Annotated in this window: 27 protein-coding genes; 22 read left to right on the plus strand and 5 right to left on the minus strand. The window is 63.2% G+C overall.

The window, feature by feature from the left end:
• Together PMI15_RS24010 and PMI15_RS09645 are read left to right on the plus strand one after the other, a co-directional pair.
• A partial coding sequence (locus tag PMI15_RS24010; protein ID WP_007867387.1) for a PAS domain S-box protein occupies positions 1–2960 on the plus strand: 2960 nt, incomplete at its 5' end.
• 154 nt (positions 2961–3114) lie between these two features.
• Positions 3115–3756, plus strand: coding sequence for a response regulator (locus PMI15_RS09645; RefSeq protein WP_007867389.1), 642 nt, complete (start codon positions 3115–3117; stop codon positions 3754–3756).
• Positions 3757–3880: 124 nt separating this feature from the next.
• Here PMI15_RS09645 and PMI15_RS09650 read toward each other — a convergent pair whose 3' ends face one another.
• Positions 3881–4963: an MBL fold metallo-hydrolase gene (locus tag PMI15_RS09650; protein ID WP_036838329.1), complete on the minus strand. Its 1083-nt coding sequence runs from the start codon at positions 4961–4963 to the stop codon at positions 3881–3883.
• Between the two features lie 112 nt (positions 4964–5075).
• On the opposite strand from PMI15_RS09650, the gene PMI15_RS09655 reads away from it, so the two are divergent.
• The 18 genes from PMI15_RS09655 to PMI15_RS24720 all read left to right on the plus strand — a co-directional run bounded on the left by PMI15_RS09655 (position 5076) and on the right by PMI15_RS24720 (position 20573).
• The gene (locus tag PMI15_RS09655) at positions 5076–5483 is read left to right on the plus strand and encodes a MerR family DNA-binding transcriptional regulator (RefSeq protein WP_007867394.1); all 408 of its coding nucleotides are present in this window, start codon (positions 5076–5078) and stop codon (positions 5481–5483) included.
• Positions 5484–5622: 139 nt separating this feature from the next.
• Entirely contained in the window at positions 5623–6066 is a 444-nt protein-coding gene (locus tag PMI15_RS09660; protein WP_007867396.1) for a PaaI family thioesterase, read from the plus strand.
• 50 nt (positions 6067–6116) lie between these two features.
• The gene (locus PMI15_RS09665; protein WP_007867398.1) at positions 6117–7298 is read left to right on the plus strand and encodes an isovaleryl-CoA dehydrogenase; all 1182 of its coding nucleotides are present in this window, start codon (positions 6117–6119) and stop codon (positions 7296–7298) included.
• 23 nt (positions 7299–7321) lie between these two features.
• A complete protein-coding gene (gene can / locus PMI15_RS09670; RefSeq protein WP_007867400.1) occupies positions 7322–8014 on the plus strand; it encodes a carbonate dehydratase in 693 nt (230 codons plus the stop codon).
• 11 nt (positions 8015–8025) lie between these two features.
• Positions 8026–9903: a bifunctional isocitrate dehydrogenase kinase/phosphatase gene (aceK, locus tag PMI15_RS09675; protein WP_007867404.1), complete on the plus strand. Its 1878-nt coding sequence runs from the start codon at positions 8026–8028 to the stop codon at positions 9901–9903.
• A 29-nt stretch (positions 9904–9932) separates the two neighbouring features.
• Entirely contained in the window at positions 9933–11114 is a 1182-nt protein-coding gene (locus PMI15_RS09680; protein WP_007867407.1) for an acetyl-CoA C-acyltransferase, read from the plus strand.
• Positions 11111–12157 carry a hypothetical protein gene (locus tag PMI15_RS09685; protein WP_007867408.1) on the plus strand — a complete coding sequence of 349 codons (1047 nt, stop codon included), beginning with the start codon at positions 11111–11113 and terminating at the stop codon, positions 12155–12157. The genes PMI15_RS09680 and PMI15_RS09685 overlap by 4 nt, the downstream gene beginning before the upstream one ends.
• A gap of 2 nt (positions 12158–12159) precedes the next feature.
• The gene (locus PMI15_RS09690; protein WP_007867418.1) at positions 12160–12834 is read left to right on the plus strand and encodes an SDR family oxidoreductase; all 675 of its coding nucleotides are present in this window, start codon (positions 12160–12162) and stop codon (positions 12832–12834) included.
• A gap of 44 nt (positions 12835–12878) precedes the next feature.
• Positions 12879–14009 (plus strand): acyl-CoA dehydrogenase family protein, encoded by a 1131-nt coding sequence (locus PMI15_RS09695; RefSeq protein ID WP_007867420.1) that lies wholly within the window; start codon positions 12879–12881, stop codon positions 14007–14009.
• An 11-nt stretch (positions 14010–14020) separates the two neighbouring features.
• Positions 14021–14443, plus strand: coding sequence for a rhodanese-like domain-containing protein (locus PMI15_RS09700; protein ID WP_007867422.1), 423 nt, complete (start codon positions 14021–14023; stop codon positions 14441–14443).
• On the plus strand, positions 14443–14865 hold the full coding sequence (locus tag PMI15_RS09705) for a YchJ family protein (protein ID WP_007867424.1): 423 nt from the start codon (positions 14443–14445) through the stop codon (positions 14863–14865). Before PMI15_RS09700 ends, PMI15_RS09705 begins: the two co-directional genes overlap by 1 nt.
• Positions 14866–14913: 48 nt before the next feature.
• A complete protein-coding gene (locus tag PMI15_RS09710) occupies positions 14914–15795 on the plus strand; it encodes a metallophosphoesterase (RefSeq protein ID WP_007867432.1) in 882 nt (293 codons plus the stop codon).
• On the plus strand, positions 15792–16454 hold the full coding sequence (locus PMI15_RS09715) for an HAD family phosphatase (protein ID WP_007867441.1): 663 nt from the start codon (positions 15792–15794) through the stop codon (positions 16452–16454). Before PMI15_RS09710 ends, PMI15_RS09715 begins: the two co-directional genes overlap by 4 nt.
• Positions 16455–16536: 82 nt before the next feature.
• Positions 16537–16923, plus strand: a complete 387-nt coding sequence (locus PMI15_RS09720; protein WP_007867444.1) for a YciI family protein — start codon at positions 16537–16539, stop codon at positions 16921–16923.
• A gap of 139 nt (positions 16924–17062) precedes the next feature.
• The gene (locus tag PMI15_RS09725) at positions 17063–18220 is read left to right on the plus strand and encodes an aminotransferase class V-fold PLP-dependent enzyme (RefSeq protein WP_007867447.1); all 1158 of its coding nucleotides are present in this window, start codon (positions 17063–17065) and stop codon (positions 18218–18220) included.
• Positions 18221–18657: 437 nt separating this feature from the next.
• Positions 18658–19122: an AAA family ATPase gene (locus PMI15_RS24330; protein WP_081499584.1), complete on the plus strand. Its 465-nt coding sequence runs from the start codon at positions 18658–18660 to the stop codon at positions 19120–19122.
• A complete protein-coding gene (locus PMI15_RS24335; RefSeq protein ID WP_157214585.1) occupies positions 19094–20110 on the plus strand; it encodes a DUF3696 domain-containing protein in 1017 nt (338 codons plus the stop codon). The genes PMI15_RS24330 and PMI15_RS24335 overlap by 29 nt, the downstream gene beginning before the upstream one ends.
• Positions 20097–20573, plus strand: coding sequence for a hypothetical protein (locus PMI15_RS24720; protein ID WP_157214586.1), 477 nt, complete (start codon positions 20097–20099; stop codon positions 20571–20573). The genes PMI15_RS24335 and PMI15_RS24720 overlap by 14 nt, the downstream gene beginning before the upstream one ends.
• A 103-nt stretch (positions 20574–20676) precedes the next feature.
• Here PMI15_RS24720 and PMI15_RS09730 read toward each other — a convergent pair whose 3' ends face one another.
• The 4 genes from PMI15_RS09730 to PMI15_RS09740 all read right to left on the minus strand — a co-directional run bounded on the left by PMI15_RS09730 (position 20677) and on the right by PMI15_RS09740 (position 23629).
• Positions 20677–21567 carry a DUF5677 domain-containing protein gene (locus PMI15_RS09730; protein WP_007867458.1) on the minus strand — a complete coding sequence of 297 codons (891 nt, stop codon included), beginning with the start codon at positions 21565–21567 and terminating at the stop codon, positions 20677–20679.
• A gap of 61 nt (positions 21568–21628) precedes the next feature.
• Positions 21629–21865, minus strand: a complete 237-nt coding sequence (locus PMI15_RS24725) for a helix-turn-helix domain-containing protein (RefSeq protein WP_369751953.1) — start codon at positions 21863–21865, stop codon at positions 21629–21631.
• Positions 21862–22542, minus strand: a complete 681-nt coding sequence (locus PMI15_RS09735; protein WP_007867461.1) for a glutathione S-transferase family protein — start codon at positions 22540–22542, stop codon at positions 21862–21864. The genes PMI15_RS24725 and PMI15_RS09735 overlap by 4 nt, the downstream gene beginning before the upstream one ends.
• Positions 22543–22594: 52 nt before the next feature.
• Complete coding sequence (locus PMI15_RS09740; protein WP_007867463.1) at positions 22595–23629, minus strand: AraC family transcriptional regulator; 1035 nt, start codon at positions 23627–23629, stop codon at positions 22595–22597.
• A 147-nt stretch (positions 23630–23776) separates the two neighbouring features.
• On the opposite strand from PMI15_RS09740, the gene PMI15_RS09745 reads away from it, so the two are divergent.
• A complete protein-coding gene (locus PMI15_RS09745) occupies positions 23777–25399 on the plus strand; it encodes a carboxyl transferase domain-containing protein (protein WP_007867466.1) in 1623 nt (540 codons plus the stop codon).
• Between the two features lie 25 nt (positions 25400–25424).
• The gene (locus PMI15_RS09750; protein ID WP_007867468.1) at positions 25425–26570 is read left to right on the plus strand and encodes an acyl-CoA dehydrogenase family protein; all 1146 of its coding nucleotides are present in this window, start codon (positions 25425–25427) and stop codon (positions 26568–26570) included.
• The last annotated feature ends 7 nt before the right edge of the window (positions 26571–26577 follow it).

The raw sequence follows: 26577 nt of genomic DNA on the forward strand, positions 1-26577 counted from the left end.
CCGCCGTGGCGGCCGGCCTGCCGCTGGACGTCGAGTTCCGCATCGTCACCGCCGCCGGCGAGCTGCGCTGGATCCACCTGGTGGGCCGCGCCCACGAGGACGGCCAGCAGGGCCAGGCGCCGCGCCGCTCCGGCGTGATCCAGGAGATCACCGACCGCAAGCAGGCGGAACTCGAAATCGCCCGCGGCACCGAATTGCTGAATCGCACCGGCGAGCTCGCGAAAATCGGCGGCTGGGAAGTCCAGGCCGACACCATGGCACCCTACTGGTCCCAGGAAATTTACCGCATCCATGACATGGAGCCCGGGGCCAGGCTGAGCATAGGGCACGCGATCCGGTCCTATGCGCCGGAAGCGCAGCCCATCGTCAGGGCCGCGGCCGAAGCCGCTTTTCTTCACGGCACGCCATGGGACCTGGAGCTGCCGCTCATCACCGAGAAAGGGCGGCGCATCTGGGTGCGCACGCGCGGCCGCGCCCTGCTGCGGGACGGCAAGGTCGTGAGCCTGGTCGGCGTGCTGCAGGACATCACCGAGCAGCACCAGGCCCAGGAGCACTTGCGCCTGCTGGAGTCCTGCGTCGCCCGCCTCAACGACATCGTGCTGATCACCGAGGCCGGGCCCATCGACGCGCCGGGCCCGCGCATCGTGTTTGTCAACGATGCGTTCGAGCGCCGCACCGGCTACACCCGCGAAGAAGTGCTGGGCCGCACGCCGCGCCTGCTTCAGGGCCCCAGGACGCAGCGGGCCGAACTGGAGCGCATCCGCGCCGCGCTGCAGTCATGGCAGCCGGTACGCGCCGAACTGATCAACTACACCAAGGACCGCCAGGAGTTCTGGCTGGACCTCGACATCGTGCCCATCGCCGACGCCAAGGGCCGGTACACGCACTGGGTGGCGGTCGAGCGCGACATCACGCAGCGCAAGCGGGCCGAGCAGGCACTGGTGGACAGCGAGCAGCGCTACGCCGCCCTGTTCGAGATGGCGCCGGTGCCCATGTGGGTGTATGACGTCGCCACCTCGCGTTTCCTCAACGTCAACAAGGCGGCGGTGGACAGCTACGGCTACTCGGTGGAGGAGTTCCTGGGCATGACCCTGTTCGACATCCGCCCCGAGGCCGAGCACGCGCGCCTGGAGCGCGCGCTGAGCGACAACTCGGTCGAAAGAAAAGGCTCCTGGCAGCACCGCCGCAAGGACGGCTCGATCTTTTCCGCCCATGCGGTGTCGCGGCCCATCCAGTACGCCGGCGTGCCCGCGCGCTTTGTGCTGGCGATGGACGTCACGGCCCAGCTCAAGGCCGAGCGCGACGTGCAGGAGCACCTTTTCACCCTGCAGCGCGCGGCCGACGCCGCCCAGGCCATCACCTGGCACCAGACGCTGGAAGGCACCATGCACGAGGTGGCCGAACAGGCCAGGGGTGTGGTGGGCGCCCACCAGTCCATCGTCAGCCTGACCGTCAACAGCGACTGGAAGCAGGCCATCAACGCCCTGTCCCTGTCCGACAAATACGCGAAGTACCGCGACCTGGTCGAGCCGCCCGACGGTACCGGCATCTACGCCATGGTCTGCCAGACCAACCGCTCCATGCGCATGACGCAGGCCGAGCTCGAAGCCCATCCGCGCTGGCGCGGTTTCGGCAGCTATGCCGACAAGCATCCCGCCATGCGCGGCTGGCTGGCCGTGCCGCTGACCGGGCGCGACGGCCGCAACATCGGTCTGCTGCAGCTGTCCGACAAATACGAAGGCGAGTTCACGCAGCAGGACGAATACGTCGCGCTTGAGCTGGCCCAGCTGGCCTCCATCGCCATCGAGAACGCCCGCCTGCTGGAGGAGGTCAGCCAGCTCAACACCGGGCTGGAGCGCAAGGTGGCCGAGCGCACGCTGGAACTGGAGCGCCAGCAGGCGCTGTTCCGCGGGCTGGCCGAGCAGGCGCCCCAGGTGGTATGGACCATCAACCCCGACGGCGCGGCCACCTATTTCAACCGCGCCTGGTTCGAACTGGTGGGCGGCAAGCTCGAGGACTGGACCGGCACGCAGTGGTTCTCCGTCATCCACCCCGAGGACCTTCCCGAGGTCAAGGCCACCTGGGAGACCGCCAGGGCCGCGCAGTTGCCCTTCATGGGCATACGCCGCGTGCTGGCCCGCGACGGCAGCTGCCACACCATGTCCTACCGCGCCTCGCCCGTCATCGACGAGCACGGCCGGGTGGCTTTCTGGGTGGGCATAGACGCCGACATCACCGAGATCAAGGCCATCGAGGCCGCGCTGCGGCTGTCCAACCACGAGCTTGAGGCGTTTTCCTATTCCGTGTCGCATGACCTGCGCTCGCCGCTCAACACCGTGGACGGCTTCAGCCGCCTGCTGGCCAAGCAGCTGGGCGCCAATGCCGGCGACAAGGTTTCGCACTACCTGTCGCGCATCCAGGCCGGGGTGGCGCAGATGGGGCAACTGATCGAAGACCTGCTGTCGCTGGCGCAGGTCTCGCGCGCGCCGCTGAGCAACAAGTCGGTGGACCTGTCGGCCCTGGCGCACGGCATCATGGACGACTGGCAGGCGCGCGACCCCGACCGCAAGGCGGTGATCACCATCGAAAAAGGCCTGAGGGCGCACGGCGACGCGCGGCTGGTGCGCGTGGTCATGGAAAACCTGCTCGGCAATGCCTGGAAGTTCAGCTCCCACGAGGGGGTGACCGAGATCACCGTCGGCCACACGCAGGACGCAGCGGGGCTTCCCGTGTACTTCGTGCGCGACAATGGCGCCGGTTTTGACATGGCGTATGCCGACAAGCTCTTCAACCCTTTCCAGCGCCTGCATGCCGCGTCGGAGTTTCCCGGCACCGGCATAGGCCTGGCCACCTCCAGCCGGGTCATCAAGCGCCACGGCGGCAGGCTGTGGGCAGAGTCCTCGCCGGGCCACGGCGCGACCTTCTTCTTCACCCTGCCGAAAACCCCGCACACGTCCTGATGTGTCCTGATGTGACGCAATGTGTCTTCGGCGGGATTAATTACCTTGGTTGAAGTCTGTTTTAACGTCTTTTCTGCTGTTTTTAATAGGGTTTAATACATCGAATTGATTAAAATGCGAAAAATGCCAAAAACAATCCTTTACGAGACTGATCATGCGTGAACCCAAGTCTTTCGAGGCCGCCATCACCGCTTCGGATTTCTCGAGCGAGGATTACTGCGGTACCAGCTACGCGGCCAAGCTGCTGGGCCTGTCCGTCGCCACCGTGCAATCGCTGGTGGAAAAAGGCGAGATCGAGGCCTGGAAAACGCTGGGCGGCCATCGGCGCATTGCGCTGCAGTCCATCAATGCCTACCTGGCCAAGAACAGCCCGCAACTCTCGCGGGCCGACACCGACCCCAAGCACCGCCTGCGCGTGCTGATGGTGGAAGACGACGAAAACACCCGCGAGCTCTATCGCTGCCAGTTCGAGGACTGGGACCTGCCGGTCGACTGCACCTGGATGCCGTCGGCGCTCGAAGCCATGATGGACATTGCGAGCATGCGGCCCGACCTGCTGATCACCGACCTGTCCATGCCCGGCGTCGACGGCATAGAAATGCTCAAGGCCTGCAAGCGCAACCTGCAGCTCGCGGACATGCAGATCGTGGTCATCAGCGGCCTGGCGCCCGAAGCCGTCAAAGCCCGCGGCGGCCTGCCGCCCGAAGCCCATCTGCTGCAAAAGCCGATCAACTTTGACTGGCTGCATGGTTATGTCACGGCGCTGGTGACTGCCAACCGCAAGTGGAGGCATTAGCCCCCACGCTTGCTCACTGCGTGTAGCCGCTGCCCCCCGAGGGGGCGCTGCGCCTGCGGCCCGGCAAAGCCGGTTCCGCGGCCCCTGCTGGTTTGTAGAGCCCCCTGCTAAGGTTTGGGCCCAGCTACGCTGGGGCGGTGCTGAAGCGGTAAATTCCGTCGCTGCCTAGCCGGCGCGCAAGCTTTTTCTGAAACCACAACGCATGCAAATGCGCCACCGCCTCGCCCATGGCGAAGGTGGTCTGGTGCAGGTCCAGCTTGCGCGGGAACATGATGGGCAGGATGTCGGCTGCGCTGCAGGGGGCTGCTTCGCAGGCCTGCATGACTTCGGCGAGGCGGTCGCGGTGGTGGTCGTGCAGCTGGCCTACGCGTGTGTGCAGGCCGCGAAAGGGTTTGCCGTGCGAGGGCAGCACCAGCGTGTCCGGGTCCAGCGGCAGGAATTTATCGATGGAGTCCAGGAACAGCGTGAGCGAATTGGCCTCGGGTTCCAGGTCGTAGACGCTCACATTGGTGGAAATGCGCGGCAGCACCATGTCGCCGCTGATCAGCGTGCCGGTCTCCTGGCAATGCAGCGCGATGTGTTCGGGCGCATGGCCGTAGCCGCTGATGCAGCGCCAGTCGCGCCCGCCTATGCGCACCGTCATCCCGTCCATGATGCGCACGTAGCTGGCCGGCACCGCGGGCACCATGCCGGGGTAGTAGCTGGCGCGGCCGCGGATTTTTTCGATGGCCTCCGGGTCCACCAGGCCGTGCGAGGCAAAAAAGCGCGCGGCGCTCTCACCGCCGAAACCCGTGGTGCTTTGCGAGCCTATGCGCGCCGAGTGGTAGTCGGTGGCGCTGATCCACAAACGGCAAGCCCAGCGCTCGCACAGCCAGTACGCCAGGCCGATGTGGTCGGGATGCATATGGGTCACGATCACGCGCAGCACCGGCAGGCCTTCGAGCTGCGTAGCGAAAATCTCCTCCCACTGGGCCTTGGACTCCTCCCGGCTGATGCAGCAGTCGACGATGGTCCAGCCCTGGATCTTCGCGCCCCCCTGGTTCGGGTCGTCCATCTCGTCGCGCAGCAGCCACAGGTTGATGTGGTCCAGCGCGAAGGGCAGCGCCATGCGAATCCACTTCACGCCGGGCGCCACCTCCAGCGTCGCGCCCGCGGCGGGCAGGGTGTCGCCGAAGGGGTAGTGGAGTTGCTGTTCAAGGAGGTTCATGGCAATATTCACGGTATATTTGACGTTTACGTAAACGTCATGTTCAGCCATTGTAGGGACCGCGCCTGTTTCGCGCTGTCGCCCCCGTTTGCACAGGACTTCACCCACCACCATGGCCACCACTTACACCATCAGCGACTTGGCAAAAGAGTTTGACCTGACCACGCGCGCCATGCGGTTCTATGAAGACATGGGCCTGCTGCAACCCCAACGCGAAGGGGCGGGCGGCCGCAACCGCGTCTACACCGCGCGCGACCGCACCCGGCTCAAGCTCACGCTGCGCGCCAAGCGCCTGGGGCTGTCGCTGGTTGAAGCCAAGGAAATCATCGACTCCTACGACAGCCCGCGCGACACCGCGCCGCAGCTCAAGAAATTCCTGGCCATCCTGACGGAGCACCGCAAGAAACTGGAAGCCCAGATGCTGGACCTGCAGGCCAACCTCGACGAAATCCGCACCCACGAAAAAGAAGCCAAGGCCCTGCTCGCGAAAACCGAGAAGGCCAAGGCCGGCAAGCCTTAGGGGTCTGGCGCCGCTTTGGCCCCTGGCCGGGCCGGGTCAAAAGCCGGCCGGCCCGCAAATACGCCATAATTGACGTTTACGTAAACGTCAATCAAAAAAACGACACCTCACCGCCTCCCATCCTGCAAAGGGCTACCCCATGGACGCACCCGCCGCCCCTTCCGCGCTGTTCCGCCGCATCGAAACCAGCTTCCTGCGCCAGGGCATGATGCAGCACCTGGGCGCGCGCCTGCTGCGTGTGGAGCCGGGCCTGTGCGAAGTGGCGCTGCCCTGGTCGGAAAACGTGACCCAGCAGCAGGGCAGCTTCCACGGCGGCGCCATGGGCGCGCTGGCCGACATCGCCGGCGGCTATGCGGCCCTCACCGTGGCCGCCGAAGACAGCGAAGTCACCACGGTCGAATACAAGATCAACTTCATGGCCGCCTTCCGGGACGGCGAGCTGCGCGCCCTGGGCCGCGTCGCCAGGGCCGGCAAGCGCATCATCGTCACCACCGCCGAGGTCACGCACCTCGCCCCGGACGGCAAACAAAGCGCCTGCGCCCTGATGCAGCAGACCCTGGTGCCCGTGCCCAAGACCTACTGAGCCTCTATTCCAGCCATCCCAACAATCCAGCCTTCAAAAGGACGCCCACCATGACCAACATGCCCGGACTCAACTTCCAGCTCGGTGAAGACATAGACGCCCTGCGCGACGCGGTGCGCGAATTCGCCCAGGCCGAGATCGCCCCGCGCGCGGCCGAGGTCGACCGCAGCGACCAGTTCCCCATGGACCTCTGGCCCAAGATGGGCGCGCTCGGCGTGCTGGGCATCACCGTGGGCGAGGAATACGGCGGCGCCAACATGGGCTACCTGGCCCACATGATCGCCATGGAAGAGATCAGCCGCGCCAGCGCCTCCGTGGGCCTGTCCTACGGCGCGCACAGCAACCTCTGCGTCAACCAGATCAAGCGCAACGGCAGCGACGAGCAGCGCAAGAAATACCTGCCCAAGCTCATCAGCGGCGAACATGTGGGGGCGCTCGCCATGAGCGAGCCCGGCGCCGGCAGCGACGTCATCAGCATGAAGCTGAAAGCCGAGGACAAGGGCGGCTACTACCTGCTCAACGGCAGCAAGATGTGGATCACCAACGGCCCCGACGCCGACACCCTGGTGGTTTACGCCAAGACCGAACCCGAACTCGGCGCGCGCGGCGTCACCGCCTTCCTGATCGAAAAAGGCATGAAGGGCTTTTCCGTCGCGCAAAAGCTCGACAAGCTGGGCATGCGCGGCAGCCACACCGGCGAGCTGGTCTTCAACAACGTCGAGGTGCCGGCCAGCCAGATCCTGGGCGGCCTCAACAGCGGCGCCAAGGTGCTCATGAGCGGCCTGGACTACGAGCGCGCCGTGCTCACCGGCGGCCCCCTGGGCATCATGCAGTCCGTCATGGACAGCGTCGTGCCCTACATCCACGACCGCAAGCAGTTCGGCCAGAGCATCGGCGAGTTCCAGCTCATCCAGGGCAAGGTCGCCGACATGTACACCGTGCTGCAGGCCGGCCGCGCCTTCGCCTACACCGTCGCCAAAAATCTCGACCTGCTGGGTGTCGAGCACGTGCGCCAGGTCCGCAAGGACTGCGCTTCCGTCATCCTCTGGTGCGCCGAAAAAGCCACCTGGATGGCCGGCGAGGGCCTGCAGATCCACGGCGGCAACGGCTACATCAACGAATACCCCCTGGGCCGCCTCTGGCGCGACGCCAAGCTCTATGAAATTGGCGCCGGCACCAGCGAAATCCGCCGCATGCTCATAGGGCGGGAACTGTTCGCCGAGACGATGTGAGCCGGGCAGGTGAAAATACGCCCATGACCACCTCTCTCCAAGACCTCTTTGCCCACAACCGCGCCTGGGCCGCGCAGATGGAGGCCGAACGGCCCGGCTTCTTCACCGGCCTGGTGAAGCAGCAGACGCCCAGGTACATGTGGATAGGCTGCTCCGACAGCCGCGTTCCCGCCAACCAGATCACAGGCCTGGAGCCCGGCGAGGTGTTTGTGCACCGCAACGTCGCCAACATCGTCGTGCACTCCGACCTCAACGCACTCTCGGCCATCCAGTTCGCCGTCGAGCGCCTCAAGGTCAAGGACATCATGGTCGTCGGCCACTACGGCTGCTCCGGCGTGCAGGCCGCGCTCGAAGGCGCGCGCATCGGCCTTGCCGACAACTGGCTGCGCCACATCCAGGACGTGCGCCACCGGCATCGCCAGCTGCTCGACAGCCTGCCCGAGGACGTGCGCGCCCAGGCCCTGTGCGACATCAACGTCATCGAGCAGGTCGTCAACGTCTCGGTCAGCACCGTCATGGTCGACGCCTGGGCGCGCGGCCAGGAGGTCACCGTGCACGGCTGGGCCTTCGGCGTGCACGACGGCCTGTTGCAGGACCTGCAGATGAGCGTCGCCGGGCCCGAGCAGCTCGACATGCTCTACAGCAAGGCCATAGACCGCGTCTGGGACGTGTGGATGGCCCGCGTGGGCGGCGGCACGCAGCAGCAACTGGTGTAGGGCCGCAAGCCATGTTTCCCCAGCGCCTGGACTCGAGCATCGCCTACGACATCGCCAAGGCGATGATGGACGGCTTCAACCGCCACTACCAGCTGTTCCGCACCGAATCCGCGCGCGCCAAGCACCGCTTTGAAACGGCCGACTGGCACGGCCAGCAGCGCGCCCAGCGCGAGCGCATCGAGTTCTACGACCTGCGCGTGCGCGAGGCCTCCACCCGGCTGGAGCGCGAGTTCAAGGCCGGCGAGCAGCCCATGGACGTCTGGCAGCAGGTCAAGCTGCACTACATAGGCCTCCTGGTCAACCACCACCAGCCCGAACTCGCCGAGACCTTTTTCAACTCGGTCACCACCAAGATACTGCACCGCAGCTACTTCCAGAACGACTTCATCTTCGTGCGCCCGGCCGTCAGCACCGAGTACATCGAAAACGAAGAACCCACGGCCCAGCCCACCTACCGCGCCTACTACCCCACGCGCGACAATATGCGCGACGTGCTGCTGCAGCTGGTGCGCGACTTCGACCTGCGCCTGCCCTTCGACGACCTGGAGCGCGACGCCGGTTATGTGCTCGAGGCCATCAGCGAGCGCTTTGCCGACGTCAAGCTGCGCGCCAACTTCCAGATCCAGGTCCTCACCAGCCTGTTCTTTCGCAACAAGGGCGCCTACGTCGTCGGCAAGATCATCAACGGCTTCAACGAAGTGCCCTTCGCGCTGCCCGTGCTGCATAACAAGTCAGGAAAATTGGTCATAGACGCCGCGCTGTTCGGCGAAGACGATTTGCTGATCCTCTTCAGCTTCGCGCGCGCCTACTTCATGGTCGACATGGGCATTCCCTCGGCTTACGTGCAGTTTCTGCGCAGCATGATGCCGCACATGCCGCGCGCCGAAATCTACAACGCGCTGGGCCTGGCCAAGCAGGGCAAGACGCTGTTCTATCGCGACTTTTTGTACCACCTGCGGCACTCCACCGACAAGTTCCGCATCGCGCCCGGCATCAAGGGCATGGTCATGCTGGTGTTCGACCTGCCGTCCTTTCCCTACGTCTTCAAGGTCATCAAGGACTACTACCCGCCGCAGAAAGACACCACGCGCGAGCAGATCAAGGGCAAGTACCTGCTGGTCAAGCAGCACGACCGCGTGGGCCGCATGGCCGACACCCAGGAATACAGCGAGGTCGCCTTCCCGCGCGACCGCTTCGACGACGAGCTCATCGCCGAGATCGAAAAATTCGCGCCCAGCCAGCTCGAGATCAGCGACCGCGACGGTGACGGCCAGACCGAGGTCATCATCAAGCACGTCTACATCGAGCGCCGCATGATCCCGCTCAACATCTACCTGCAGGAAGCCTTCGACGCCGGCGTCACCGAGCCCGCCGCCAAGGACCAGATAGAGCGCGCCGTCGTCGAGTACGGCAACGCCATCAAGGACCTGGTGGCCGCCAACATCTTTCCCGGCGACATGCTCTGGAAGAACTTCGGCATCACGCGCCACGGCAAGGTCGTGTTCTACGACTACGACGAGATCGAATACATCACCGACTGCAACTTCCGCAAGGTGCCCGCCCCCCGCAACGAGGAAGACGAGATGAGCGGCGAGGTCTGGTATTCCGTCGGCCCCAAGGACGTGTTCCCCGAAACCTTCGAGCCCTTTCTGCTCGGCAACGACGCGGTGCGCGAAGTCTTCATGAAGCACCACGCCAACCTGCTGGATGCCGACTTCTGGCAAAAACACCAGGCCCGCATCCAGGCCGGCCATGTGCACGACGTGTTCCCCTACGAGCGCGAAAAGCGCTTCATCGTGCTGCACAGCCCCGGTGCTCCCCACGACGAGGTGCTCACACAGCTGCCACCCGAACCTGCTTTAACAGGCCTCAGCGGCCTGACCCCTTAAACACACACCCAACCTGAAAGGACTCCCTCATGTCTGAATCCATCGTTATCCTCGGCGCGGCCCGCACCCCCATGGGCGGCTTCCAGGGCGACTTCACCAGCCTCTCGGCCCACGACCTGGGCGGCGCAGCCATCAAGGCCGCCATTGAGCGCGCCGGCATCGCGCCCGCAAAAGTCGACGAAGTGCTGTTCGGCAACTGCCTGATGGCCGGCCAGGGCCAGGCGCCCGCGCGCCAGGCCGGCTTCAAGGGCGGCCTGCCCGCCAGCGTCGGTGCGGTCACGCTGTCCAAGATGTGCGGCTCCGGCATGGAAGCCACCATGCTGGCCCACGACCAGCTGCTGGCCGGCAGCCGCGATGTCATGGTCTCCGGCGGCATGGAAAGCATGACCAACGCGCCGCACCTGCTGCTCAAGGGCCGCAGCGGCATCCGCATCGGTCATGACCGCATCTTTGACCACATGATGCTGGACGGCCTGGAAGACGCTTACGAACCCGGCCGCGCCATGGGCACTTTCGGCGAGCAATGCGCCGACAAGTACAAGTTCACGCGCGAAGCGCAGGACGCCTTTGCCACCGCCAGCGTCAACCGCGCCAAGGCCGCCACCGAGTCCGGCGCCTTCAAGGCCGAAATCACCCCCGTCACCGTCAAGGGCCGCAGCGGCGAAACCGTGATCTCCATCGACGAAGGCCCAGGCAAGGTCAAGCTCGACAAGATCCCCACGCTCAAGCCCGCCTTCAAGAAAGACGGCACCATCACCGCCGCCTCCAGCTCCTCCATCAACGACGGCGCCGCCGCCCTGGTGCTGGCCCGCGAGTCCACCGCCAAAGAGCTGGGCGCCAAGCCCATTGCCCGCATCGTCGGCCATGCCACCTTCGCGCAGGAACCCGAATGGTTCACCACCGCGCCCGTGGGCGCCGTCAACAAGCTGCTCAAAAAAATCGGCTGGAGCGTCAAGGATGTGGACCTGTGGGAAGTCAACGAAGCCTTTGCCGTCGTGCCCATGGCCGCGATGAAGGAACTCGGCATCAGCCACGACATCGTTAACGTCAACGGCGGCGCCTGCGCGCTGGGCCACCCGATTGGTGCATCCGGCGCCCGCATCATCGTCACGCTGATCCATGCGCTCAAGGCCCGCGGCCTCAAGAAGGGCGTCGCCACGCTGTGCATAGGCGGCGGCGAAGGCACGGCCATGGCGGTGGAGCTGGTGTGAGCGAGGACCAGCCTGAGCTCTCGCCCGCCGAGCTTGCCCGGCGCATAGACAGCTTCTGGCTGCGCTTTCGCGAAGGCGAGGCGGCGCTGGTCCTCAAGCCGGTGCGCGAGCAGGTCGAAGAAATCAACGAGGTGCTGGAAGCGCATCTGGAAGGCCTGGCCCTCGAAATGATGGCCGAAGACGGCGACCAGCAGGTCGAGATGATCGCCACCGCCCATGGCGCCAAGGAGCGCTTCCCGCTGCTCATGGATTTTGTGAAGTGCGCGCCGCCCTTGCAGCACTACAGCCTCAGCGCCTTCCGCACGCGCACGGAGAAACCCGACTTCCCCATGCGCATGGGCGACTTTGAGCTCGCGACCTCCGACATCCTGATAGGCCATTTCGCCGACGAGGGCCAGGTCGGCATCGAGGTCATGTTCGACCGCGAGCTGCCCAGCGACATGCAGGACCACGCCCGCAACATGGCCTTCATCATGCTGGACCATGTGCTCGGTGAATACGACTTCGCGATCAAGGTGGGTGCGGTGGATTTTGTCGAGGGCTTCTCCGGCGAAGTCCTGCATTCCACGCCGCTGCACCAGTTCGCCCCCGTGCTTGACGGCTTCTGGGCCGGCGAACTCGGGCACACCGGCCTGTTCCCCAGCGGTGAGGACAACTGGACCACGCTGACCATCGCCTTTGAAAGCGATGGCGAAGGCAACCATTCGATCGTTTCCGTCAACAACAGCGCCAATGCCGTGGCCGCGCGGCCCGACCTCGGCCATGCCGTCGAACTGCGCCTGCCCGCGCACGACCACGCGACGCTGGACGCCGCCCGCGACCTGCAGGACCAGATCGCCACCCGCCTCGAAGTCCAGCATGCCGGCATCCTGTCGCACACCATGCTGCGCAACGGCGAGCGCATGGCCAACTACTACGTCGGCGACCTACCGGCCGCGCTGGAACTGATAGAGGCCGGCGTGCGCGCCGCCTTCCTGGCAGACAGCGAGCTGTCCAGCGAGTTCGACCCCTCGTGGTCCCGCTACTTCGAGTTCGCGGGCTAGCCATGAAAGTCCTCGTCATAGGCGCATCGCGCGGCATAGGGCTTGAATTCGCCCGCCAGTACCTGGCGGAAGGCGCGCAGGTTATTGCCACCGCGCGCGATGACGAAGGCCTGCAGCGCCTCAAGGGCTTGGGCGCCAAGGCCTTGCGCCTGGACGTGGCCCAGCCCGCCAGCATCAGCGGCCTGGCCTGGCTGCTCGACGGCGAGGAAATCGACATTGCCCTCTACGTGGCCGGCGTCTTCCCGCACGGCGACGCGCTGGCCCCGCCCACGCGCGAGGCCTTTGACCATGCCATGCACACCAATGTGCTGGGCGCCATGCAGGCCATCCCGCAGGTCGCGCCCCTGGTCGAGGCGGTGCGCGGCGGCGGCGGGCGCTTTGCGTTCATCAGCAGCGCCATGGCAAAAATAGACGGCGTCGACAGCAGCCGCGGCTGGGTCTACCGCGCCAGCAAGGCCGCCCTCAACATGGTGGTCGCCTCGGCCCAGCACGACTACCCCAAGGCCATCCTGGTAGCCCTGTCGCCCGGCTGGGTGCAGACCGACATGGGCGGCCCCGGCGCGCCGCTCACGACAGCGCAAAGCGTGACCGCCATGCGCGCTACCTTGGCCGGGCTCAAGCCCGAACACAAGGGCGCCTTCCTCGACCACGACGGCCGCCGCTTCGGCGCCTGGTAAGCCTTTCGCGGCTTCTTTTTTTCACTTTCATCGCAAGGCACACCATGCTGCTCAACCAGGACCAGGAAATGATCCGCGACGCGGTCCGCGCGTTCGCCAAAGAAGAACTCTGGCCCCATGCCGCGCGCTGGGACAAGGAGCACCACTTCCCCATCGAGGCGCACAAGGGCCTGGCCGCGCTGGGCGCCTACGGCATCTGCGTGCCTGAAGAGTTCGGCGGTGCCAACCTCGATTACCTCACGCTCGCGCTGGTGCTGGAAGAAATCGCCGCCGGCGACGGCGGCACCAGCACCGCCATCAGCGTCACCAACTGCCCCGTCAACGCCATCCTCATGCGCTACGGCAATGCCCAGCAGAAAAAGCAGTGGCTCACACCGCTCGCGCAAGGCGAGATGCTGGGTGTCTTCTGCCTGACCGAGCCGCACGTCGGCAGCGACGCGTCCTCGCTGCGCACCACCGCCGTCAAAGAGGGTGACGAGTATGTGCTCAACGGCGTCAAGCAGTTCATCACCAGCGGAAAAAATGGACACGCCGCCATCGTCATCGCCGTGACCGACAAGGGCGCCGGCAAAAAAGGCATGAGCGCCTTTATCGTGCCCACCAGTGCGCCCGGTTATGTGGTCGCGCGGCTGGAAGACAAGCTGGGCCAGCATTCCAGCGACACGGCGCAAATCAATTTCGACAACTGCCGCATCCCGGCCGAGAATCTCATAGGCAGTGAAGGCGAGGGCTACAAGATCGCCCTGGGCGCGCTTGAGGGCGGGCGCATAGGCATCGCCGCGCAAAGCGTGGGCATGGCGCGCAGCGCGTTCGAGTTCGCGCTCGACTACGCCAAGGAGCGCCAGAGCTTCGGCACCGCCATCTTCAACCACCAGGCCGTGGGTTTTCGCCTGGCCGAATGCGCCACCAAAATCGAGGCCGCGCGCCAGCTGATCTGGCATGCCGCCAGCCTGCGCGACGCCGGCCTGCCCTGCCTCAAGGAAGCCGCCATGGCCAAGCTGTTCGCCAGCGAAATGGCCGAGCAGGTCTGCAGCGTGGCGATCCAGACCTTGGGCGGTTATGGCTATGTGAACGACTTCCCGGTCGAGCGCATTTACCGCGACGTGCGGGTCTGCCAGATCTACGAAGGCACCTCCGACGTGCAAAAGATCATCATCCAGCGGGCCCTGGCCTGAGGAGACAACAAATGCCCATCACCAAAGGATTCCGCGCCCTGGTCGACGAGGCCATGGCCCAGGTCAAAACCTACAGCGTCGAAGAGGCCAAGGCAAAACTGGCCGACCCGAAAGTGCAGATCGTCGATATCCGCGACGTGCGCGAACTCGCGGCCGGCACCGTCGTCGGCAGCTACCACGCGCCGCGCGGCATGCTGGAGTTCTGGGTGGACCCGGCCTCGCCCTACCACAAGCCCCTGTTCGCCGACGAGGGCAAGGAGTTCATCCTGTTCTGCGGCGCCGGCTGGCGCAGCGCCCTGGCCACCAAGACCCTGCAGGACATGGGCATGCGCAATGTTGCCCACATCGACGGCGGCTATGCCGAATGGGTCAAGCAGGGCGCGCCCACGGAAACGCTGGAAGACAGGGAAAAACGCAAGGCCAAAAAGGGCTGATGGCGCAGATGCCCCAGCCCACCGCCTCGCAAGCCTGCCCCTGCGGCCGCCAGGCCGGCAAGCGGGCGTTGACGTATGCCAACTGCTGCGGCCGCTACCTGGACCACTTCGAGACCACCCCCGCGCCCGATGCCGAGTCTCTGATGCGCTCGCGCTACAGCGCTTTTGTGCTTGAGCGCGGCCACTACCTGCTCGCCACCTGGCACGCCTCCCACAGGCCGGCGTCGATTGACTTTGACCCCGGCACCAAATGGCTGGGCCTCGAAGTGCGCAACCACCGCCAGCTTGACGCCGCCCACGCCGAAGTCGAGTTTGTCGCACGCCAGAAGAGTCCCGGTGGCCCGGCCGTTCGATTGCACGAGCGCAGCCGCTTTGTGCACGAGGAGGGCCGTTGGTACTATGTGGACGGCGACATCGCCTAGGCAAACGAGAAGAGGGGAGAGGGCGTCCATGTTGTTCAAGGAAACCGTTTGAGCCGCCGCTGGAAAATCGCCGCCTGGTCCCTGTGGCTGCTGGCGGTGCTGCTCTTCATCTGGGCCGTGCTGATAGAGCCGCGCTGGGTCGCCCAGCGAGACATCCGCGAGACCGTCCCAAACTGGAAAGGCCTGCCCGGCCTCAAGGTGGCCGTCGCCTCCGACTGGCATTTCACCAAACGCCCGCTGTGGCGCGTCATGACGCTGGAGCGCGCCCGCGCCATCGTCGCCGAGATCAATGCCGCGCAACCCGACGTCATCCTGCTGCCCGGCGACTTCCTTGCCGACCGCGACTACCAGCCCGAGATCGCCGCCACGCCCGAAGACGAGATTGCCCAGGTGCTGGGCGGGCTCAAGGCCCGGCTGGGCGTCTACGCCGTCATGGGCAACCATGACTGGTGGCACGACGGCGCGAAGTTCACGGCCGCCTTCCAGCGCGCCGGCATCCAGGTGCTGGAGAACCAGGCCGTGCCCTTGCCCGGCACCGCCCTGTGGGTGGTGGGCGTGGGCGACGACCATACCGGCCATTCCGACCCGGTGCGCGCCATGGCCGGGGTGCCCAGGGGCGCGCAGGCCCTGGTCTTCATGCACGAGCCGGCCAGCCTGTTCGAGCTGCCGCCCGTGCGCGGCCTTGTTGTGGCCGCCCACACCCACGGCGGCCAGGTCAGCCTGCCTTTCATAGGCTCGCCCGTGGTGCCCGGCGCCGGCCCGCGCGACTGGGCTTACGGCTGGGTCGAGCACGGCGACAATCGCATGTACATCACCAGCGGCCTGGGCGTCAGCATCCTGCCCGTGCGTTTCAACATGCGGCCGGAATGGGTGATGTTCACGCTCGCCGCCCCGGCAAAACCTGAACTGGACATGAAAGCGGAACCATGAAATTCGACGCGGTGTTATTCGACTGTGACGGCGTGCTGGTCGACAGCGAACCCATTACCAACGGCGTGCTGCGCGACATGCTCGAAGAGCGCGGCTGGAAGCTCAGCCCCGCCGAATGCATGCGCATCTTTGTCGGCAAGGCCGTCAAGGACGAAGCCGCGCTGATCGCCGCCAACACCGGCAGCCCCGTGACCGAAGAGTGGATGGTCAAATTTCGTGAACGCCGTAACCAAGGCCTGATGCGCGACCTCAAGGCCATCAGCGGCGCCGTCGATGCCATCGCCAAGGTCCACGCGCTTTACCAGGGCCGCATCGCCTGCGCCTCCGGTGCCGACCGCTTCAAGGTCGAGCTGCAGCTGGAGAAGTGCGGTTTGATGCCCTTCTTCAAGGGCCGCATCTTCAGCGGCCACGAGCTGCCGCGCTCCAAACCCTTTCCCGACGTCTACCTGGCCGCCGCCGCGGCCCTGGGCGTGGACCCCAAACGCTGCGCCGTGGTGGAAGACACCGTCACCGGCGTCACCGCCGGCGTCGCGGCCGGCTGCACGGTGTTCGGTTACAGCCCGTCTGAAATGGGCCATGACGCGCCCAATGCGCTCAAAGCCAGCGGCGCATCGCAGGTGTTTACCGACATGGCGGAGCTGGCGGCCTTGTTAAGCTGAAATTTTTCCAGGCCGGCGTGTCGATTCCGGCCTGCCTCGCTCGTCGTCAAGGTGTCATCAACCACTTTTCGAAGGAAACACCATGAAATACCTCTGCCTCGCCTATTACAACCCCGCCGACTTCGCCGCCATGGCGCCCGCCGACGTCCAGGCCCTGGTCAGCCAGTGCCCGCCCAAGGACAAGGAACTCAAGGCCACCGGCCAGCTGCGCCTGAGCGCCTCGCTGGGCGAGCCCGAGCAGACCATTCGCATCCAGCCGCGCGGCGGCAAGCCGAAAGTCACCGACGGCCCCTTCACCGAAGTCAAGGAACTGGTCGGCGGCTTTTTCATCATCGAGGCCGACAGCCGCGACGAGGCCGTGCGCCTGGCCTCCATCCACCCGGCCGCCACGCTGGGCGAACAGGTCGGCTGGTACATAGACATGCATCCCATCGGCTTTTTTGAGCAGTACGAAGGCAAGGCGGCCTGAACGCGGCACCCGGGCACCGGCCCGGGCGCTGAAAGACCAGCCTCCCCAGGGCTGAAGCGGTTTCCCCGGGCCGAGGCTGTCACGAATCGGGCCGCGGTGCTAAGCTGCCAGCCCGACTTTTAAAAATAAAGGTGAGACCATGCCCGGATTGCTCCCCAACGTTGACCCCGACGGCCTGCTCGAATTTTCAGTCGTCTACACCGACCGCGCGCTCAACCACATGTCGCGCAGCTTCCAGGGCGTGATGGGCGACATCTCCGCCATCCTCAAAGAGGTCTACCACGCGCACTCGGTCGCGCTCGTGCCCGGCAGCGGCACCTACGGCATGGAAGCCGTCGCGCGCCAGTTCGCCGCCGGCAAACACGTCATGGTCATCCGCAACGGCTGGTTCAGCTACCGCTGGACGCAGATCTTCGAGATGGGCAACATCCCCGCCTCCCACACCGTGCTCAAGGCCCGCAAGACGGGCGCCGGCGCCCAGGCGCCGTGGGTGCCCGCACCGGTGGCCGACGTCGTCGCCGCCATCGCCAAAGAAAAGCCCGCTTTAGTCTTTGCCCCGCACGTTGAAACCGCCTCCGGCATGATGCTGCCCGACAGCTATATCCAGTCCGTAGCGGCAGCAGTGCATGCCGTCGGCGGGCTGTTTGCGCTCGACTGCATCGCCTCCGGCGCCATGTGGGTCGACATGAAAGCCACCGGCGTCGACATCCTGATCTCCGCCCCCCAAAAAGGCTGGAGCAGCTCACCCTGCTGCGCCATGGTCATGCTCAGCGAACGCGCCCGCGCCGCGATCGAAACCACCCAGAGCTCCAGCTTTGCCTGCGACCTGAAGAAGTGGCTGCAGATCATGGAGACCTACGAAAAAGGCGGCCACGCCTACCATGCGACGCTACCCACAGACGCCCTCACACGCCTGCGCGCGACGATGAGGGAAACCCAGGACTACGGCTTTGCCAAAGTGAAGGGCGAGCAGGAAGAGCTGGGCCGCAAGGTGCGGCAGCTGTTCGAAAGCCGCGGCCTGCCCAGCGTGGCCGCCGAAGGCTTCAAGGCCCCAGGCGTGGTCGTCAGCTACACCACCGACCCCGACATCCAGTCAGGCAAGAAGTTTCTGGCCGAAGGCCTGCAAACCGCCGCCGGCGTGCCGCTGCAGTGCGACGAAGGGCCGGACTTCAAGACCTTCCGTGTGGGGCTGTTTGGGCTGGAGAAGTGGCACAACGTGGACCGGACGGTGGCTAGCCTGGCGGGGGCTTTGGAGCGGATTGGGGTGGGACCGAAGGTTGCGGAGGCTCTGGCCTGAGTTTAAAAATCCTACAAACGTAGGATATTTCCCCGGGAGCCTGCTTGGTATGAGGAAAATTCTGCAATTGAAGGATCTATTGACGAAACGTGGAGGACGCACAACCGCGTTCCATGTGATTAAACGCGTGACGGATTTTTACGCGGTTGAACAGGTGAAGATTCGTAAGAGGCTGGGTAATTCGCAAAGCGACGAAAAACCCGACTTCGAGATTTTGCTGTGAATCGATTTCGCGGGTTCTGCGGGCGCACCGCATGCACATCTCAGGGCAAGAAGAGGCTTGGGAGGAAGTCTAACCAGCGCTTAAGCAGCCAAAGCGAGCGTGAACTCCAATCGCCATGGAAATATTCACGACGGAATTAGGGGTAAAACCCTCGTGTTTTCCCCAGTGACACTCGTTACATTCGGCGAAAAGTTGTCGTTAAATCGGAGGGGATATGGCTACCAAGTTACATAGTAACTATGAAATTCGCTGGAAAAACTTCCGTAGATTTGAAGACACCGGGTGGGTAGAGTTAAAACCGCTGACCATACTGCTGGGTTCAAACAATGCAGGAAAGAGCAGCATTATTTCGCCGCTCCTGCTTCTTTCTCAGACGCTTGAGTCTAAGGATAGCGAAGTACCGTTATTGCCATTTGGTCCCCTGATTGACTTGGGTACGTACAAGGACTTTGTTCATACGCATGACGTCAATAGGGAGTTATTTTTCGGGATGCGGTTTCATTCACATTCGACATCTTCCAAAATCAAAAAAGTAGGCACCTATCCTCCGGGTGGTATTGAGCTTACTTTTTCCGCTGGTTCAACGCCTGAGCGAATGAGCTTAAAGCGATTTGAAGTTACGGACATTTTCAAGCTCATACTTTTCACGTGTGGCAAGCAAGACAGGTTTTTCTCTTGAAGGCGCAATGTCTCTGGGAAAAATGACTGCCGAAGAAAGGAAGGCCCTAGCTGGGGCGGCACCAGAAAATTTTTTATTTTCGCCTAACGACGTATTTTTCGAGCTAGATAAGAAGTCCTTAGACAAGAAGTCTTCCAAAGGCGAGGAGTTAAAGTCGGCTCCATTCTCCTCTGAACTCTCTCACTATCTCCGGGCGATTGGATTTACCCATGCCAATGTTCGAGCTCTATTCAGCCAGCTAAGTTACGTTGGACCTCTTCGGGCGAAGCTCAAACGTTTCTATCGGGTGTCTCCCGAACTCCCTGACACGGTGGGTTCTCAGGGGGAGCATGCTGCAAATTTATTCCGTCGAGGAACTGCAAAACTTCGAGCCGATGTTGATGTGTGGGTAAAGCGATTTGATTTCGGTCAATCGCTACAGTCAATAGACCTTACCGACGATCTCTTTCAATTGCAATTCATAACAGGTGGGCAAAAGACCAATGTAGCGGATGCAGGGTTTGGCGCTTCGCAGGTGTTGCCACTTATTGTTCAAGCTGCGGCGGCACCTCATGACAGTTTGACGTTAGCGGAGCAACCGGAAATTCACCTAAATCCTAGGCTGCAATGCGTGTTGGCCGATTTGTTTGTTGAGATGGCAACTTCAGGCCACCGAGTGATTGTGGAGACGCATAGCGAGCACCTTATCGTAAGACTGCGGCGCTTGGTCGCTGAAGGGAAGATTTCAGCTCAAGACGTAGCTCTCTATTTCGTCGAAAAGAACGAGGGCGTCTCAATTATTCGATCAATTGCAATTGGAGATGACGGTTCAATCCAGCGCGATGCTTGGCCTCACGGATTCTTTGATGATGGACTTCGAGAGGCTCTAGCATTGGCTTCTGCGCAAGCGAAAGCAAAGAAAGCTCCCATTCTCAAAAAAACAGAGACTAAAAAAACTCCAGCTAAAAGCGGGCCAGCAAGAAAGCGAGGTACACATGCCGCTTCCTGACCTGACAATCGATACGAATGTGTTTCTTCACTCTTGCAATAACATTGAACTTAGGCATGGAGATTCATTGAATTTGGTACAACACCTGCTTAGTTGCACTACAAATCTTGCTATTGATGAGGGGTTCTCTCTCGATTCAGCACTCAATAAGAGTCTTATTGGATCTGAGTATCTAAACAAGATTGTTCCCGGAAGCTTGCCGAGCGCCTTGCTCACGTCGCTAGCATTGGGTGGTCGTATCTCAATGTTTAAAACCAAACTAACGCCACAACTTTCTAAAAAACTAAATCAGATGGTTGCGAAACCGCGTGATCGGACCTTTATAAAAGTTTCAGCGAACTCTGTAGGAAGAACTCTCGTATCTCACGATTTTGAGGACTTCTCACCGGCCAAGCGGCGCGATTTAAGTGATTCTTTCGGAATTACTGTTCTTGAGGCCGGCCCTTGCTTGGGGATGCTTTAGATGAGAGTGCAAAGCTCTTCCTGCCAGCACTTTGTAGTCAAAGATTAGCCTTGGCACCTTATCAATCTAACTGAATTGAAGGCGCTGATAGGTATGGCGGAAGTCAGATATTTTTTCCATAGATCTCGTTCATTCCGGCAGTGGTGGAATTCCATTTGCCGACAATGAGCTTGGAAGAGCTTGCGTCAAGCAGCTCTTGTGCAGACACGAACAGTGCCGCATAAATAGTGGCGAAGTGTGCCATGCAGAGGTTGGCTACCCCCATCATGCTTTTTGCCATGCTTGACTGAGCTTCGACATCCGCTTGAGCGATTTGAAGAGTTGCTGCGTAGGATGTATGAGAGTAATCACATAGGTAGCTATAAACGGCCCTGAAGTAACCTGCGCTTAAACCGACCTCGACAGCCAATTCTCCCCAGGGTTTTCCGAGCTTCCAATCGCTTCGTCCAGTGATTGCTTTTTGCTGCCCGTTGGATAGAGCTTTGAACGCGGGGTGTGCTTTTATATCGGTGAGCAATCTCTCGGCGTCGGGGCCTTCGCGGGCTTGAACGGCGCGGGCTTCTTTCGTGATGGCTTGGCGCTCGAGGCGGTCGCGCAATCCGGCGTAGCGCCAAACGGAGTGCCTGAATTTCGCGATCTCTGAACTTTCGCCGCCGAAGATCCAGGCAAACACAATAAAATTTTCGACGACGGCGCGGACAAGAATAATCACGGAGCCATGATCGATAAAACGATGTTCCTGTCCCCCTGCAAACAACGCCGACCCCATTCTTAGTGATCGGATCGTTGATAAGTGATAGATCAGTTTTTTTGCTAGCGCTTGCCTGTCATTGGTCCACCCCTGCCCCGGCTCGATAGGTTGTCCACGTTGCGCCTCGACCATTTCAACGCACACATCCAAGAGTGCTTCATAGTCGGCATCGTTGTCGTGATGTTGATGATTAGTCTGCATGAAACGAGTATCGCCTGTTAAGGGGGTCGGCATCGTGCGCATGGTCGATGCTCTGTCATCGAGCAGCGATTTCGCACTAGGCATGCATAAAGGGCGAAGTTCCTCAGCAAAAAGGACATTTGCTTCCGTGCGCGGATACGCGAAATCCTGGCGGTGAATTTCCTATCCACTCCCGAAACGCCCGAATAAAACTCTTCTCATTCCGGAACCCCGAAGCCTCAGCCACCTGCTTGATCGGTTTCGACGTCCGCAGCAACAAGTCCCCGGCCTTCTCAAACCGCCCCTCATCCTTGAGCTGCTGCAGGAACCCCTGCGGGTAATTTCCCCCTCTTCCTGTCACTGGCCCGGCCGCATGTCCGGCGCCGGCGTGGTGGGGATGCCCTGGTCCAACGCGGCCTGGTGCTGTGCTTGCAGGGCGCGCTGGAATGCCGGGCGTTGCTCCAGCCGCTGGTGGTAACGGCGCACGGCATCGGGAAATTGTGTGGCCAGGCCCAGGTGCTTGGCGAGCATGAGGGCGTAATGCACCGACACATCGGCCGCGGTGAAGCGGCCGGCGCAGAGAAATTCCTGTTGTTGTGGCTGCAGGGCGGCGTCCATGGCTTTCAGCCGGGCGAGGAACCAGCGGCTGTAGTCTTCCGCGACCTGGGGCTGTTTGCGCGCCTCGGGTTCGAAGTGGGTGTAGCGCAGCACCAGGGTTTGCGGAAAGGTCAGCGTGGCTTCGCCCATGTGCAGCCAGTTCAGGTAAGCGCCATGGGCCGGGTCCGCCAGCGGCACATCCAGCTGGCCGGGGCTGTGCCGTGCCGCAAGGTACTGGCATATCGCCGCGGATTCGGTCATGCGGGTGTCGCCGTCCACCAGCAGCGGCACGGTGCCCAGGGGGTTGTCCGCCAGGAATTCGCGGGCCAGCGCACGCGGCGGAAAAGGCAGCATGCGCAGCGTGTAGGGCAAGCCCAGCTCTTCGAGCATCCACAAGGGGCGGAACGAGCGGGCGCTGACGCAGTGGTGAAGGGTGATCATGCGCAGAGTCTAGGGGGGCGCGCGTCACAAGTCCTGCCACGAAAGGGGCAAATCAGGCCAGTGGCTGGTTTCCCTGTCGAAACTCCGCGGGTGACTGGCCGCTCCATTCCCGGAACGCCCTCGTAAAACTCTTCTCATTCCGGAACCCCGAAGCCTCGGCCACCTGCTTGATCGGTTTCGACGTCCGCAGCAACAAGTCCTTGGCTTTCTCAAAGCGCACCTCATCCTTGAGCTGTTGCAGCGAAGCTCCTTCCTCCTGAAGCTGGCGGTGCAGGGAGCGCGGCGACATGTTCAGGGCCGCCGCCAAAGTCTCGGCGTTATGGGACAGCACTGCAGGATTCGCCAGTGCCTGCCGCACCTGCTCCACCAGCAAACGATCGCGCCGGTACTGCAACACCGTCAAGGGTAAAGCCCGCTGCAGCATCTGCTGCAAGGCCTTTTCATCACGGCGCAGCGGCAAAGCCAGGTAACGCGCATCAAAGCGGATCTCGGCCTGCGCGGCCTTGAACTGCAGGCCCGGGCCGGGGAACATCAACGTGTAGGCCTCCGCATGGGCCGGCGCTTCGAAGGGGAAGCGGGCGCCTTGCAGGGGAATGCGCGAATCCACATACCAGCAGGCCAGGCCGTGGATATTGCGCAGCACGTGGACGATGCCAAACTCGCCAACCCGGCCGGGCGTTTTCTCTTCCACCGTGATCGCGGCCGTATCGCCGCTGGTCGTTAAACGCAGCGTGATGTCGTCGGCAATCAGCGCATGGTGTCGGCACCAGCGTTTGAGGGCGATGCCCAGATTGGGCGAGCTGATCGATGCGCGGGCCAGCATGCCGTAGCTGCCCCAGGGCAGTTTGCGGCTGAAGGCGCCCAGGCCTTCGTCACCCAGTTCCTGCATGGCGGCGCCTGAGAGGACTTCCATCTGGCGGGCCGTGATGTGGGCATTGGCCTGTTTGAGCTGGTTTGGCGTGATCTGTGCCAGTTTTAACGCCTGGTCGGGGCTTTGGCCGTAGCGCTTGTAGGCGGCCGTGATGCTTCTGGCAAAGGCCATGGGCGTGGCGGCGACGGGCGGGTTGGCGGGGCTGCGGGCGGGCATGCGGCCATTCTCGGTGCCGTTGGCAGGATTTGCAACCTTGTTGGCGGCCTGCAGGGCGCGGGTTTTCGCTAAGCTGGCTGTTTGGCGCTAAGGTAGGGCTGGTACGCCCTCCGGCGTCCGTTCAGCGCCCCCATCAGGAAAAAATCCATGTCCGCTCTTGAGACCCAGCTCAATGCCCGTTCCGCCGACTTCCAGGCCAATGCCGCCGCCATGCGCGCGCTGGTCGATGACCTGACGGCCAAGGTCGCCAAGGCCGCCCAGGGTGGCGGCGATGTGGCCCGTGCGCGGCACACCTCACGCGGCAAGCTGCTGCCGCGCGACCGGGTGCAGATGCTGCTGGACCCGGGCACGCCTTTCCTGGAGCTTTCGCCGCTGGCCGCGTATGCGATGTACCCGGACCGCGACGGCACCGACAGCGCGCCCTGCGCGGGTGTGATCGCCGGCATAGGCCGCATCAGCGGCGTGGACTGCATGATTGTGTGCAACGACGCGACGGTGAAGGGCGGCACCTATTACCCGATGACGGTCAAAAAGCATTTGCGCGCGCAGGAGATCGCGCAGCAGAACAACCTGCCTTGCGTTTACCTGGTCGATTCGGGCGGCGCCAATTTGCCCAACCAGGACGAGGTGTTTCCCGACCGCGACCATTTCGGCCGCATCTTTTTTAACCAGGCCAATATGAGCGCCCAGGGCATTGCGCAGATCGCGGTGGTCATGGGCAGCTGCACGGCCGGCGGCGCCTATGTGCCGGCCATGAGCGACGAGACCATCATCGTCAAGAACCAGGGCACCATCTTCCTGGGCGGCCCGCCGCTGGTGAAGGCGGCGATTGGCGAAATCGTCAGCGCCGAAGACCTGGGCGGCGGCGACGTGCACACGCGGCTGTCGGGCGTGGCCGACCACCTGGCGCAGAACGACCCGCATGCGCTGGCCCTGGCGCGCCGCGCCGTGGCCAACCTGAACCGGCAAAAGCAGCCCGGGCAGGTGCTGCGCACGCCGGTGCCGCCGCTGTACCCGGCGGAAGAACTGTATGGCGTGATTCCGACCGATACACGCAAGCCTTATGACGTGCGCGAAATCATCGCGCGCATTGTGGACGGCAGCGAGTTTGCCGAGTTCAAGGCGCGTTACGGCGCCACCCTGGTCTGCGGTTTTGCGCATGTCGAGGGCATGCCGGTGGGCATCATCGCCAACAACGGCATTCTGTTCAGCGAATCGGCGCAAAAGGGCGCGCACTTCATCGAGCTGTGCTGCCAGCGCAAGATCCCGCTGGTGTTTTTGCAGAACATCACGGGTTTTATGGTCGGCAAGAAGTATGAGGCCGAGGGCATTGCGCGCCACGGCGCCAAGATGGTGATGGCGGTGGCCACGGCCCAGGTGCCCAAGTTCACCATCATCATTGGCGGCAGCTACGGCGCGGGCAACTACGGCATGTGCGGTCGGGCCTATTCGCCGCGCTTTTTGTGGATGTGGCCGAATGCGCGCATCTGCGTGATGGGCGGCGAGCAGGCGGCCGGCGTGCTGGCCACTGTGAAGCGCGACGCGATCGAGGCCAAGGGCGGCAGCTGGAGCGCCGAGGAAGAGGCCGCCTTCAAGCAGCCGGTGCTGGACCAGTTCGGTCACCAGTCGCATCCCTACTATTCAAGCGCGCGGCTGTGGGACGACGGCGTGATAGACCCGGCCGACACGCGGCGTGTGCTGGCGCTGGGCCTCTCGGCCACGCTGAACCAGCCGATTCCCGAGACCAAATTCGGCGTGTTCCGCATGTAAATCCGGGTAAGCCACCAAACCGGCCATGGACAACATCTACATCACCCCCGAGCACGAGCTGCTGCGCGAGCAGGTCGCGCGCTTTATCGCGCGCGAGGTCGAGCCTTTTGCCTCTGCCTGGGAAGAAGAAGGCTGCGTGCCGCGCGAGGTGCTGCGCAAGCTGGGTGAGGCCGGCCTGCTGGGCCTGATGTATGAGGCCGACTACGGCGGCGCCGAGGCCGATGCGCTGAGCAACCTGGTGTTTGCCGAGGCGCTGTCGCAGTCGACCTTTGGCGGCTTCATCATCACGGTGCTGGTGCATACCGACATGGCCAGCCCGCATCTGTTCCACGCGGGCAATGCGGCGCAGAAGGCGCGCTACATGCCGGACGTGATTGCCGGCAAGACGATCACCGCGGTCGGTATCACCGAACCCGGCGCGGGCTCCGACGTGGCGGGCATGCGCATGACGGCCAAGCTCGAGAAGGGAAGCGAAGGCGACGAATGGGTGCTCAACGGCACCAAGATGTTCATCACCAACGGCGTGCATGCGAACCTGTATTTCATCGCGGCCAAGACCGGTTCGGCACGGCACGATGTGTCCATGTTCATCGTCGAAAAAGGCACGCCGGGGTTTAGCGTGGGCCGCGCGCTCAAGAAGACCGGCTGGCTCTCGTCCGACACGGCCGAGCTGGTCTTCGACAACGTGCGCATCCCGGCCGGCAACCTGCTGGGCGAGGAGGGCAAGGGTTTTTATTCGGTCATGAAAAACTTCCAGACCGAACGCATCGCCCTCGCGGCCATGGCGGTGGGCCATTGCACCCAGGCCATCAGGATGACGCTGGACTACGTGCGCCAGCGCCAGGCCTTTGGCGCCACGCTGTGGGACAAACAGACGATTCGCCAGCGCATCGCCATGCTGGACGCCAAGACGCGCGCGGCGCGGCAGTTCATGTACCACTGCGCCTGGTCGGTCACGCAAGGGCGCGACATCGTGCAGGAGGTCTCCATGCTCAAGGCGCTGACGGGTGAACTCGTCAACGAGGTGTTGCAGACCTGCCAGCAGTTCCACGGCGGCATGGGGTTTATCCGCGAGACGGCGATCGAGCGCCTGTGGCGCGACGCGCGCGTGCTGGGCATAGGCGGCGGCGCGACCGAAGTGATGCTGGAAGAAGTGGCCAAACGGTATTAAGGGAAGC

The organism is Polaromonas sp. CF318 (assembly GCF_000282655.1).
Classification (GTDB): Bacteria; Pseudomonadota; Gammaproteobacteria; order Burkholderiales; family Burkholderiaceae_C; genus Polaromonas.

Excerpts from the sequence above, each read along its gene's own strand:
- PMI15_RS09735 (WP_007867461.1), bottom strand. The coding sequence starts at position 22,542 with ATGATCACCCTTCACCACTGCGTCAGCGCCCGCTCGTTCCGCCCCTTG.
- PMI15_RS24330 (WP_081499584.1), top strand. The coding sequence starts at position 18,658 with ATGGCTACCAAGTTACATAGTAACTATGAAATTCGCTGGAAAAACTTC.
- PMI15_RS09720 (WP_007867444.1), top strand. The coding sequence starts at position 16,537 with ATGAAATACCTCTGCCTCGCCTATTACAACCCCGCCGACTTCGCCGCC.
- PMI15_RS09660 (WP_007867396.1), top strand. The coding sequence starts at position 5,623 with ATGGACGCACCCGCCGCCCCTTCCGCGCTGTTCCGCCGCATCGAAACC.
- PMI15_RS09690 (WP_007867418.1), top strand. The coding sequence starts at position 12,160 with ATGAAAGTCCTCGTCATAGGCGCATCGCGCGGCATAGGGCTTGAATTC.
- can (WP_007867400.1), top strand. The coding sequence starts at position 7,322 with ATGACCACCTCTCTCCAAGACCTCTTTGCCCACAACCGCGCCTGGGCC.
- PMI15_RS09700 (WP_007867422.1), top strand. The coding sequence starts at position 14,021 with ATGCCCATCACCAAAGGATTCCGCGCCCTGGTCGACGAGGCCATGGCC.
- PMI15_RS24720 (WP_157214586.1), top strand. The coding sequence starts at position 20,097 with ATGCCGCTTCCTGACCTGACAATCGATACGAATGTGTTTCTTCACTCT.
- PMI15_RS09730 (WP_007867458.1), bottom strand. The coding sequence starts at position 21,567 with ATGCGCACGATGCCGACCCCCTTAACAGGCGATACTCGTTTCATGCAG.
- PMI15_RS09680 (WP_007867407.1), top strand. The coding sequence starts at position 9,933 with ATGTCTGAATCCATCGTTATCCTCGGCGCGGCCCGCACCCCCATGGGC.
- aceK (WP_007867404.1), top strand. The coding sequence starts at position 8,026 with ATGTTTCCCCAGCGCCTGGACTCGAGCATCGCCTACGACATCGCCAAG.
- PMI15_RS09650 (WP_036838329.1), bottom strand. The coding sequence starts at position 4,963 with ATGAACCTCCTTGAACAGCAACTCCACTACCCCTTCGGCGACACCCTG.
- PMI15_RS09705 (WP_007867424.1), top strand. The coding sequence starts at position 14,443 with ATGGCGCAGATGCCCCAGCCCACCGCCTCGCAAGCCTGCCCCTGCGGC.
- PMI15_RS09645 (WP_007867389.1), top strand. The coding sequence starts at position 3,115 with ATGCGTGAACCCAAGTCTTTCGAGGCCGCCATCACCGCTTCGGATTTC.
- PMI15_RS09655 (WP_007867394.1), top strand. The coding sequence starts at position 5,076 with ATGGCCACCACTTACACCATCAGCGACTTGGCAAAAGAGTTTGACCTG.
- PMI15_RS09695 (WP_007867420.1), top strand. The coding sequence starts at position 12,879 with ATGCTGCTCAACCAGGACCAGGAAATGATCCGCGACGCGGTCCGCGCG.
- PMI15_RS09740 (WP_007867463.1), bottom strand. The coding sequence starts at position 23,629 with ATGCCCGCCCGCAGCCCCGCCAACCCGCCCGTCGCCGCCACGCCCATG.
- PMI15_RS09745 (WP_007867466.1), top strand. The coding sequence starts at position 23,777 with ATGTCCGCTCTTGAGACCCAGCTCAATGCCCGTTCCGCCGACTTCCAG.
- PMI15_RS09715 (WP_007867441.1), top strand. The coding sequence starts at position 15,792 with ATGAAATTCGACGCGGTGTTATTCGACTGTGACGGCGTGCTGGTCGAC.
- PMI15_RS09665 (WP_007867398.1), top strand. The coding sequence starts at position 6,117 with ATGACCAACATGCCCGGACTCAACTTCCAGCTCGGTGAAGACATAGAC.
- PMI15_RS09725 (WP_007867447.1), top strand. The coding sequence starts at position 17,063 with ATGCCCGGATTGCTCCCCAACGTTGACCCCGACGGCCTGCTCGAATTT.
- PMI15_RS09750 (WP_007867468.1), top strand. The coding sequence starts at position 25,425 with ATGGACAACATCTACATCACCCCCGAGCACGAGCTGCTGCGCGAGCAG.